9 protein-coding genes are annotated in these 11105 nt (G+C 67.0%); 8 read left to right on the top strand and 1 reads right to left on the bottom strand.

Translation table 11 applies throughout. The features are described from left to right. Positions 1-265: 265 nt before the first annotated feature. Positions 266-1300 (top strand): aspartate-semialdehyde dehydrogenase, encoded by a 1035-nt coding sequence (locus tag MFF07_RS14680; protein WP_147818406.1) that lies wholly within the window; start codon positions 266-268, stop codon positions 1298-1300. 96 nt (positions 1301-1396) lie between these two features. Here MFF07_RS14680 and MFF07_RS14675 read toward each other — a convergent pair whose 3' ends face one another. Then, a complete protein-coding gene (locus MFF07_RS14675; protein WP_147818405.1) occupies positions 1397-2524 on the bottom strand; it encodes a transglycosylase SLT domain-containing protein in 1128 nt (375 codons plus the stop codon). A 315-nt stretch (positions 2525-2839) separates the two neighbouring features. On the opposite strand from MFF07_RS14675, the gene MFF07_RS14670 reads away from it, so the two are divergent. The 7 genes from MFF07_RS14670 (at position 2840) to MFF07_RS14640 (ending at position 11097) form a co-directional block, all read left to right on the top strand. Beyond that, positions 2840-4030, top strand: a complete 1191-nt coding sequence (locus MFF07_RS14670) for an inositol-3-phosphate synthase (protein WP_147818404.1) — start codon at positions 2840-2842, stop codon at positions 4028-4030. Next, on the top strand, positions 4030-4950 hold the full coding sequence (locus MFF07_RS14665) for an HD domain-containing protein (RefSeq protein ID WP_238232252.1): 921 nt from the start codon (positions 4030-4032) through the stop codon (positions 4948-4950). Before MFF07_RS14670 ends, MFF07_RS14665 begins: the two co-directional genes overlap by 1 nt. A gap of 31 nt (positions 4951-4981) precedes the next feature. Next, positions 4982-6166 (top strand): class I SAM-dependent methyltransferase, encoded by a 1185-nt coding sequence (locus MFF07_RS14660; protein ID WP_147818402.1) that lies wholly within the window; start codon positions 4982-4984, stop codon positions 6164-6166. Continuing rightward, positions 6166-7212, top strand: a complete 1047-nt coding sequence (locus tag MFF07_RS14655; protein WP_147818401.1) for a Gfo/Idh/MocA family protein — start codon at positions 6166-6168, stop codon at positions 7210-7212. The genes MFF07_RS14660 and MFF07_RS14655 overlap by 1 nt, the downstream gene beginning before the upstream one ends. Positions 7213-7358: 146 nt before the next feature. Continuing rightward, positions 7359-8969 carry a YcaO-like family protein gene (locus tag MFF07_RS14650; RefSeq protein WP_238232251.1) on the top strand — a complete coding sequence of 537 codons (1611 nt, stop codon included), beginning with the start codon at positions 7359-7361 and terminating at the stop codon, positions 8967-8969. After that, positions 8966-9874: a sugar phosphate isomerase/epimerase family protein gene (locus MFF07_RS14645; protein ID WP_147818399.1), complete on the top strand. Its 909-nt coding sequence runs from the start codon at positions 8966-8968 to the stop codon at positions 9872-9874. The genes MFF07_RS14650 and MFF07_RS14645 overlap by 4 nt, the downstream gene beginning before the upstream one ends. Next, positions 9871-11097 carry a glycosyltransferase family 4 protein gene (locus MFF07_RS14640; RefSeq protein WP_147818398.1) on the top strand — a complete coding sequence of 409 codons (1227 nt, stop codon included), beginning with the start codon at positions 9871-9873 and terminating at the stop codon, positions 11095-11097. Before MFF07_RS14645 ends, MFF07_RS14640 begins: the two co-directional genes overlap by 4 nt. The last annotated feature ends 8 nt before the right edge of the window (positions 11098-11105 follow it).

Below are 11105 nucleotides of genomic sequence, written 5' to 3'. Positions count from 1 at the left end.
TTGAACTTTTCCTTGCCCATCGGTCCAATCAATCCTGAGCGGGGGCGCCTGGAACAACACCGGGCGCAAGGCGCGGTCCGCTTAAAGGCTCGGCCGGTTTCGATCAAGTCCGGGCAGCGGACATGCGTACCACTGCCTTGACAGTCGGAGTGCGTGCGCGCCTTGCTCCGCCGTTCGGAAAGCCAACCTCGTCACGCTCGAGGCGGGCCTTTTCGTTTTGGCGCATGCGGCCACGAGCTTGAGGCCGCGCAGCGGAGTATGCGAGATGGGTTACAAGGTTGCCGTCGTCGGAGCCACGGGCAATGTTGGCCGCGAGATGCTCGACATCCTGGCCGAGCGCGCCTTCCCGGCCGACGAGGTCGTGGCGTTGGCCTCGCGCCGCAGCGTGGGCCAGGAGGTCTCGTTCGGCGACAAGATCCTCAAGGTCAAAGCGCTGGACACTCACGACTTCTCCGATACCGACATCTGCCTGATGTCGGCAGGCGGCGAGATCTCGAAGGAGTGGAGCCCCCGCATCGGCGAGCAGGGCTGCGTCGTCATCGATAACTCGTCGGCGTTCCGCTACGATTCGGACGTGCCGCTGATCGTGCCCGAGGTGAATGCCGACGCGATCGTCGGATTCACCAAGCGCAACATCATCGCCAACCCGAACTGCTCGACCGCGCAGCTCGTCGTCGCGCTGAAGCCGCTGCACGATGCGGCTACCGTGAAGCGCGTGGTGGTCTCGACCTACCAGTCGGTCTCCGGCGCCGGCAAGGAGGCCATGGACGAGCTGTTCCAGCAGACCCGCTCGGTCTTCACGGCCGGCCAGATGACCATGGCCAAGTTTCCCAAGCGCATCGCCTTCAACGTCATCCCGCACATCGATGTGTTCATGGAGGACGGCTACACGAAGGAAGAGTGGAAGATGATGGCCGAGACGAAGAAGATGCTCGACCCGAAGATCAAGCTCACGGCCACCGCCGTGCGCGTTCCGGTCTTCATCGGCCATGCCGAATCCGTGAACGTCGAGTTCGAGCGGCCGCTCTCCGTCGAGCAGGCCACCGAGATCCTGCGTGCGGCCCCGGGCGTGCTCGTCGTCGATAAGCGCGAGGCCGGCGGCTACATGACTCCGCACGAAGCGGCCGGCGAGGACGCGACCTACGTCTCGCGCATCCGCGAGGACGCCACCGTCGAGAACGGCCTCGCCTTCTGGTGCGTCTCGGACAACCTTCGCAAGGGCGCGGCGCTGAACACGGTTCAGATCGCTGAGGTCCTGATCAACCGCAAGCTGCTCAACCGGCAGAAGCAGGCGGCCTGATCGGGCGTCCGACGGCCGGCGCCAGACATCAAAAAAGGGCGGCGATCCGATGGGTTTGGATCGCCGCCCTTTTTGCGCGGGCCGATGTTCCGGCGCTTACTGGATCGTGGGCGCCACCAGCGGCAGGACGGGGTCGTCCTTCAGGCGGAGGCGGGCGTCGAGCATCGGATATTCGCCGCCGTGCTCTTCGTCCACGTCCTGCGATTCCTGGGCGATCATTGCCGCGATCGTCTGATATTGGCTGATGCGCTGGTCGATCATGCCGTCGAGCCGTTCGTGGACCTCGGCGACAGTGAGGCTGCGACGCTTGCCCCCATCCTTCTGCGTGAAGATGCTGCGATTGGCGCGCGCGGCGCGGCCGAAGACCTTCTGTGCGCTGCGGTCCGGGTCGTCGGCGCTGAGGGACAGGAACTTGCCGGCGCTCGCGGTGCCGAGAAAGTGGGCGATGTAGAGCTCGGTCGTCTTGAGTTCGCGGCCGATGCGGCTCTCGATCCGGGCGCGATCACGTTTGATCAGCTCACCCGCCATCAAGCCGGAAACGAACGGGTCGTTGCGAAGCTCCAGAACGCGTTTGCGCATGGCCTCGTCGGTGATGCCGATGGCGCCGCCGCGACCCTTCACCGCAGCGGCCTCGGCCGTCAGGCCGTGCCGAGCTCCGTAGTCGCGGATCATCTCGAGCCAGGTTGCGGTGACGAACTGAAAAAGGCCCTGCGCCGAAGAAGCCGATGACTTCACGTCGGTGTCGAAGCTCGATTCCTTGTCGGCGAGCGCCATCATGTAAACCGGGTCGACGCCCGTCACCTCGGAGGCGCGCAGTATGGTCGCAACGAGCGGACGCGATACACTCATGTCGCCGAAGCGCAGCATATCGGCATCGCTCTTCGGCTCGGGCGGGCGCGCCGGGTCATGGTCCGTCACCGCCTGGGTCACGATCCCCTGAGCGCCGAGGTTCGTTCGGCCCCACTCCAACGGGTGGTCTTCGCGAGGCTGCAGTGTGGCAATCACGCCGCCGAGGTCGTGTGCCAGGGCTGTCAGCGGGACGGTACTCAGCGCGAGACTGGCGATCAGGCCTGCCAGAATGTTGCGCTTCAGACTGTTCAGAGGTGCAAAACACTGAATCGTGAGCGGCTTAGCCGCCTTCGCGTTGTTGACATCATTCGACCCGGTAGGCACGAGTCGGCTCACGTCGTCGGCGCAGAGCGCCGGCTCCGGGAAAACCCCCATCAAACTTCCTTTTTTCGTGCCGCGGCGTTCTCGGACGCGGCTTCGATCAAGTGCCCGGGGTGTCGCCGTCAGGTGTGACGACAATGGGACCGGCCCATGATCCCAACGTGGCGGCGTTAATGCCGCGTTAAGGCCCTGTGTTTACTATTCGTTAACGAGTGGTGCGGCGGTCCGTCAGCTTCCATTCATTTGAAACATGGCACATCCGCCTTGGAACGGACTCTCCGCGACCCAGTTGATACGGGCCGAGACAGGGCTACCGCGCGACGGCATTCGAGTGCCGCGTTCTTCAAACAGACAGAAAGTACTTCCCCGATGAGCATGCAGACCGGTCGCCGCGTCGGCGTCGCGTTCGTTGGCATGGGCGGCGCCGTTGCCACCACCGCCATCGCCGGCATCGAGATGATCAAGACAGGATCGAACCGGCTCGACGGTCTGCCTCTTGCCGGCGTCTCCGTTCAGGGGATGACCGACTACAAGGACCTCGTCTTCGGCGGCTGGGACCTGAACAGCGACGACCTCGCCTCGGCCGCGACCGGTCATGGCGTGCTCACCAAGCAGGACATCGAGAACGGGGCCCAGGTGCTCAAGGGCATCACGCCCTGGCCGGCCGTTGGCAGCGCCAAGTTCTGCAAGAACATCGAGGGCGGCAACCGCATCGTCGCCAAGGATCATCGTGAGACGGTCTCGATTATCGCCAACGACCTAAAGCGCTTCCGGCAGGAGAGCAACCTCGACGAGGTCGTCGTGATCAATCTCGCCTCGACGGAGCGCTGGCCCGACCTGACCGCGGCCGTACTGAATTCGACGGAAGCCTTCGAGAAGGGCCTCGACACCGACGACGAGTCGATTTCCCCGGCGATGCTCTACGCCTACGCGGCGATCAAGAGCGGCGTGCCCTACGGCAACTTCACGCCGAGCGTCGCTGCCGACATTCCGGCGTTGCTGAACCTCGCCAAGGAGATGGGCGTGCCCGTCGCCGGCAAGGACGGCAAGACCGGTCAGACCATGATGAAGACCGTGCTGGCGCCAGCCTTCAAGGCCCGGGCGCTCCATGTCGACGGCTGGTTCTCGACGAACATCCTCGGCAACCGTGACGGTCTCGCCCTGAACGATCCGTCGTCCTTGCAGTCGAAGATCAACACCAAGGGCACGGTGCTCGACTCGATCCTCGGCTACCCCGTCGAGGACCATCTCGTGCATATCCACTATTACCGCCCGCGTGGCGACGACAAGGAAGCCTGGGACAACATCGACGTTACCGGCTTCATGGGCCAGCGCATGCAGATCAAGGTCAACTTCCTCTGCAAGGACTCGATTCTCGCTGCCCCCCTCGTCATCGAGATCGCCCGCGTCCTCGACCTCGCCAAGCAGCGCGGCGACGGCGGCGCGCAGGAGCAGCTCTCGAGCTTCTTCAAGGCGCCCATGGTCAAGAACGGCGCCGGCCCCGAGCACGATTTCGGCAAGCAGCAGAAGATGCTGCTCGATTGGCTCGGCGCGAACTGATGTCGCCCCTGGGCACGGCAGCCGCCGCGCCCCTCCCCTTGCGCGAGCTTCTCGTCGAACTCGGCGATCTCAAGCGCGTCCGCTCAGCCGGACGCGCCGGGTCGATCGCCGAGCGACTGTTTGCGCAGGGTTGGGGAGCGCTCACCGGTGGGGCCTCGCCGGAGACGGTGGCGCTTCAGGTGACCGCCAGCGCGCTGGCTGCCACGCGGCTATGCGACATCGACGGTGCATTTCTCGCGGCTGCCGGACTCGACGACGCACAGGGCTCGGCCATTCTCGTTGCCGGCTTCGATGCCGTCACCGAGCAGGTCGATCCCGCCCTGCGCGATCGTCTCCGCGCCTGTCTGCGCCCTTCGCAGGAGGCTCTCCCGGCCGGCCCCCTGCCCGACTTCGTCACCGCACAGGCCCAGCAGCCGCGGGCCGGCGTGACCTGCCCCGGCAAGCCGCGCATCCTGCTCGAACCGCCGGAGAATCACGCAGAGCACTGCCTGATCGTGGCGGTTTACGGTGTCGTGCTGAGTCCGTTCTACCGAGCCGATCCCACCGTGGTCTTCCTCGCCGCCATGGCCCATCACTTCCACAACGCGTTGATGCCGGACGCCGGCTTCACCGGCGAGATGCTGCTCGGCGACCATCTTTGGCCAATCGTGGAACGCTGCTCGGAACGTGCTTTGAACGAACTGAAACCGTCCCTGCGCGAGACCGTACGCAGTGCCCGCTCGGTCCTGCCGGACGATGCGACTGCGGAGGGCCGTGCCTTCCACGCCGCCGATTCCATCGATCGCGTTCTACAGATCGCGCAGCATCTGCGCGCCGCCTCGCTGACCATGGATACGGTGCTCGGAGACATGGAGCTGGTCCATGCCGGTCCGGTGAAGGATTTTCAGGATCGGGTGCTCCGCGACATGCGCATCCCGTGAAAACCGGCATCCCCCGCCCTATTCTCGGGCCATGATCCCCTTCGACCTCCTCTCGCCCGATACCGGCAATTCGCTGGAGCTCGACGGCGCGCATGTCCTGCGCGACGTGGCGACCGGTGCCCGCTGGCCCGTGCTCGACGGCATCCCCTATCTGCGCACCAACCGCGCCGAGTTGATCGCCGCGACCCTGGCCCTGATCGATGCCGGCGACATGGACGCCGCGCTTGCGGGCTTGCTCGCGGATCAGGATGATTGGTGGAACGGCCCTCCGGCCGACCCGGCGTCCCTCCAAGCGCTCGTAGCCAACCGTAGGACTGCGACGCTCCGCGAGGCCGTCGATGGTCTTGGTTGGGGCCGGGTCGGTGATTACTTCGTCAATCGCTGGAGCGACCCGACCTATCTCGCCGGGCTGACGCTGCTCGAAGCGCATTGGAACGAGCCGGCCTGTGCCTTCGAGCTCGCCTGCGGCATCGGCCATTACCTGCGGGAGATGCAGGCACGCGGCGTGAAGGTCGCCGGCGCCGATGTGGTCTTCGCCAAGCTCTGGGTCGCCCGCAACTGGGTGGTCGACAAGGGTGCGCAGCTTGTCTGCTTCGACGCCTCCTCGCCGCATTGGCCGATCGCCGACGCGCCGGTGGACCTCGTGCTCTGCAACGACGCCTTCTATTTCCTCGACGACAAGCCGGGAATCCTCGCCTGCCTGCGCAAGACGGCCGGTGAAGACGGTTGGCTCGCGGTCAGCCACATCCACAACAGCGGCTGCCCCGGCTTCTCCGCCGGCAAGGCGGTCTCGGCCGCCGACATCGAGGAGCTGTTTCCCGACGGTCTCGTCTATGACGATGCCGAGCTGACCCGGGCGCTCGTCGAGGCGCGTGCGCCGACCCCGCGCGACCCGCACGAATTGCAGGCCTGTGAAGCCTTCTCGCTCGTCGCCGGTCCGGGTATGCGACCCGCCCCGCGTTCGGTGGTCGACGGCATCACGCTACCGGTCGCCGGCACGGCGCTGCGGCTCAACCCGCTTTACAAGGTCGATCTCAGCGGCGCCTACGTGATCCGCTGGCCATCCGAGCGCTACGCCGCGGAATATGCCGGACGCGTGACCTATCCACTCCACTCCGACGGACCCAAGACCCTCGACTGGGAAGGTGGCTCGCAGACGGCCGTCGCCGAACGGGTCCGCCGCCGCGAATACGTCGATCTGCCGGAGCGCTGGTGATGACCGGCACCGATGCGATTGGCTGGGGCATCGTCGGTTACGGCTGGGTCGCCCGCGACTACATGGCGCCGGGCATCCGCGCCGCAGGCCACCGGCTCGTGGCCGTGGCCGATCCGGGCGCGACCTCGCGCGCTGCGGCTGAGGTAGAGGGTGCGCGGGCGCATGCCGACATCGCCGGCCTGATCGCCGACTCCCAGGTCGAGGCAGTTTACGTCGCGACGCCGAACCATCTGCACCGCGACGCCGTCGAAGCGCTGGCGGCGAGCGGCAAGGCCATCCTTTGCGAGAAGCCGATGGCGGCCTCGCTCGGCGATGCGGAGGCCATGGCGGCTGCCGTGGCCCGGTCCGGCACCTTCTACGGTACGGCCTTCGACCAGCGCCATCACCCCGCCCACCGCGCCATGCGCGACGCGATCCGCGACGGCCGGCTCGGCACGGTGACGACCGTTCGCATCGTCTATGCCTGTTGGCTCGACCGGGCCTGGGCGTCGTTTCAAGGACAGGACAACTGGCGCATCGATCCGGCCAAGGCGGGCGGCGGCGCGTTGATCGACCTCGCCCCGCACGGGCTCGACCTCTGCGATTTCCTGCTTGGGGAATCGATCCAGGACATCGCCGCGCTGACCCAGGCCCGCGCCCAGGATTATGCCGTCGACGACGGCGCAATCCTGATCGGCCGCACGGGATCGGGCGTGCTGACCAACCTCCACGTCGCCTACAATTGCCCGGACGTGCTGCCCCGCCGCCGCTTGGAAGTGGTCGGCACCCGAGGCATGCTGACCGCGGTCGACACCATGGGCCAGACACCGGGTGGCCGGCTGACGTTCACCGACGGTACAACCGGCGTGGCCGAAGACATCGCCTTCGATGCGGACGCGTCGCCCTTCCTGGAGCAGGTTCGCGCCTTCGGCTCGGCTCTGCGCCGGCCGGACGAGCGGACGGCTTATTCGGCTGAGCGCGACCTGCACACCATGCGTCTCTTGGCGCGGGCCTATGGCGAGGCCGGGCGCGAGCCGGGCCGGCCGCGGGCCGCACCGGCGGCGTGAGACGACGGAGTGGACTCTCCTCCCCCTCGTGGGAAGGAGGTGGAGGTGGGGGTGGTTCCGCCGGGCTCCGACGCAGGCAAGCGGCACCACCCCCACCCTCGATCCCTCCCCACAAGGGGGAGGGAAGGCAGCTTGGCCGGGATCCGATGACCACGACCGAAATCGACCAGGACGACCGCGCCCGCCACGACAGCCTGAAGGCGCCGCGGCGCTATCGATACGGCGCCCCGCGCCGGATCGAGGGCCTGCCCGAGCGCCTGCCCGATGCCGTGACGGCCTATCTCGACATCCTGCCCGAGGGCCGGGTCGTCGGCTTCAACCTCGCGCCGCTCGACCGCACCGGCATCCCGGTCTGGTTCGTTGCCTTGTTTCTCGACGATCCGTTCTTCGTCGGCGCGATGCCGTCGGGCATCGGCTACGGCGCGACCGACGACGAGGCGCTGATCGGCGCCGTTGCCGAGATCGCCGAGAACCTGATGCCGTCGCTGGCGGTGATGCCGCGCGAAAAGCAGGTCGGCTGTTCCTACGATGATCTCGTCCGCGTCTTCGGCGCAAGCAGCGTCGCCGACCCGCTGACGCTCTGCCTGCCGGCCGGCTCGCATGTCGGTCGCGGGACCAAGCTCGACTGGACGACGGTGGTTCGCGCCCGCACCGGTGAAAATGTCTGGATGCCGCTCGACATCGCGGCCACCGACTATTTCGAGCTGAGCGCGGGCTACAAGCCCTTCACCAATCTCATCACCAACGGCCTCGGCGCCGGTCCGGACACGTCCTTCGCGCTGGGCCACGGCCTGCTCGAACTGCTCCAGCGCGACGGCAACGGCCTGCTCTTTCGGGCGCTCGACCAGGGCGTGATGATCGATCTCGCCGGCATCGGCCCCGAGACGCAGGCCATGCTCGATCGGCTCAAGGGCCTCGGCATCCGCGCGCTGCCGAAATTCGCCACGGACCAGTTCGGCCTGACCAACATCTACGTGGTCGGCTACGACGAGAACGGGGCCGACGCCCCCTGCCCGATCGCGCTCTCGGCGGCCGGCGAGGCATGCGATCCGGACCGCGAGCGGGCGCTTCGCAAGGCGCTGCTGGAATTCCAGGCCGCCCGCGTGCGCAAGACGTTCGGCCACGGCCCCCTGGCACTCGCCGACACCGTTGCGCCTCCCGGCTATGTCGAGTCCTTCATCCAGAAAGCGCTACCGAGTCTCGACCTCGAGGAGAGCCGCGCCCTGCAGGCCATGCTCGCCTGGATCGACCTCTCGGGCGAGGAACTGAAGGGCGTGTTTTCCGAGACGGTGTTTTCGGAGCGTTCGAAGAAGCCGTTCCTGGATCTCCCGACCACGCCCGCCGCCGACGGGCATGCACGCGGCCAGATCGCGAAGGACCGGCTCGATGCGGCCGGCTTCGACATCCTCTACGTCGATTGCGCCCCGCCCGAGAGCGGCATCGGTATCGTCAAGGCGATCGTGCCGGGCCTCGAAGTCGAGACCATGAGCTACTACCGCATCGGCGAGCGCAACACGCGCAAGCTCATCGAACGCGAGCATCCGCTGATCAAGTTCGGCCGGGAGACCGACACGCTGCTGCCGGTGCGCCTGACGCCCGAGGCGGTCGAGCGCTTCGGTGGCCAGCCGCTCTTCGACACCGCGCTGGCGGAGGAAGTCGTCGGCTCGCATTATCCGCTCTACCGCGAGCCCGAATCCCACCACGCCCCCTTCCGCTACGAGCGGCAGGGCCGGCGGGCCGAGAGGAAGCGCCCATGAGCCTCCGCTTCGCCTACAACACGAACGGCACCGCCCATCACCGCCTCGAAGACGCGATCCGGTTGATCAAGGATGCCGGCTATGACGGCGTCGCGCTGACGCTCGACATCCATCATCTCGATCCCTTTGCCGAGAACTGGATCGTCGAGGCCGACCACATCGCGACGCTGCTGCAGCGGCTCGAACTCGGCTCGGTGATCGAGACCGGCGCCCGCTTCCTGCTCGACCCGAGCGCCAAGCACGAGCCCACCCTCGTGACGGCCGACGCCTCGGGCCGTGCCCGACGGATCGGATTCTTGAAGCGGGCCGTCGACATCGCGCACGTGCTGAAGTCGGAAGCGGTGTCGTTCTGGGCGGGCGTGCCGAAGGAGGGTGTCGACCGAGCCGCAGCGCATGGCTGGCTGATCGAGGGGCTCACCGAGGTCGCCGCCTATGCCGAGGAGAAGGGCGTGGTTGCGGCGCTGGAACCCGAGCCCGGCATGCTGATCGAGACGCTAGACGATTTTTCCGGGCTCGACCTGCCGAACCTCAGGCTCGCGCTCGATACCGGACACTGCCTCGTCACCGAGGAGCGCGATCCGGCCGCGGCCGTGCGGGAATTCGCGGAGCGCCTCGGCACCGTCGCCATCGAGGACATGAAGCGGCGCGAGCACATCCACCTGCCCTTCGGCGAGGGCGACATGGACGTGCCGTCGGTGCTGGACGCCCTCGAAGCGATCGACTTCCAGAAACTCGTCTGCGTCGAGCTCTCCCGCGAGAGCCACCGCGCCGACGTGATGGTGCCGCGCTCGCTCGAATACCTGCGCACCTGCCGCCGTCCGGGGCCGGGCCTGCCGGCAGCGGACGAGAGTGCGCACGAGGCGCTGGCGCCACAAATCTCCACGGGCGTGGTGGCGGCATCATGAGGATCTGTTTCGTCAGCCGCCGGTACTTCCCGGCGATCTCCGGCATGAGCGTTTACGCGCAGAACCTGCTGCGCGAACTCGTCGGCGCCGGCCACGATGTCACGATGATCTCGCAATATCGTGGCGACGAATTCGGCACCCGCGTCTATGGCGGCGGTCCGCCGCCCGCCGTGCCGGGCGTCCACGTGATCGGCCTCGAACAGCTCGGCGAGCAGGAGAGCGGCGACTTCGAGCGGGACATCGCGACGATGGTCGAGACCATCTGCGCCGAGCACGCCAAGAAGCCCTTCGATATCCTGCACGCGCAATACGGCTACCCCACCGGCTGGGCCGTGCTTCTGGCTTCCAAAAAGCTCGGCGTGCCGAACGTGGTCTCGATCCAGGGCGGCGACGGCCACTGGGTCGGCTCCTGCTGCGAGACTCATCGCGTTGCCATGTGCGAAGTGCTGGCTCACGCCAACGCCCTGCTGATCGGCGGAAAATCCTTCGTGAAGGAGGTCTGCGACCGGCTCGGCTCGGATCCCGCGCGCTTCACCATCGTACCCGGCGCGGTCGACACCGCCCGCTTCACGCCGGGCAAGCCCGTCGAGGGCGAGGACCCGGTGCGGCTGTTCTATCACGGCCGCGTCGACCGCCGGAAAGGCGTGCTCGACATGCTCGATGCGCTCGAACGCGTCTGGGAGGCCGGCCTGCCGTTCGAGGCGACGATCTCCGGCATCGGGCCCGACGTGGACGCCGCCCGAGCACGCGCGGAGGAAATCGGTTTCACGCCGGCTCACGTCGCCTTCACCGGCTACGCCGATTACGAGACCGTGCCGGACCTCTATCGCAAGGCCGACGTCTTTGTGTCGCCGACCTACGCCGAGGGGTTTTCGAACACGATCCTGGAAGCGATGGCGGCTGGGCTTGCGGTGGTTTCCACCCATTCCGTCGGCGTCTCGGACTGCCTCCGCGATGACGAGAACGGCCTCATGGTGATGCCCGGCGACGTGCCGGCCTTGGCGAAGGCCCTCGGCCGCGTCATCGAAGACGCGGAGCTTCGCGCGCGGCTTGCCCAAGCTGGACTGGAGGAATGCCGCCGGGTCTATTCCTGGACGGCAGTCGGACGGCAGATCATGGACGTCTACGCGAAGGTCGTCCGCGAACGGCCGCATGCGGATTTTTCGGACGCACTTCCGCATGATCCGGATTGCCGCTTCCGCGCCGAACCGCATCTGCTCTGATGCGGGTT

The organism is Methylobacterium thuringiense (assembly GCF_022179645.1).
Lineage (GTDB): Bacteria > Pseudomonadota > Alphaproteobacteria > Rhizobiales > Beijerinckiaceae > Methylobacterium > Methylobacterium thuringiense.
Note: the sequence above shows the minus strand (reverse complement) of the source record. Positions and strands in the feature narration are given on the sequence as shown.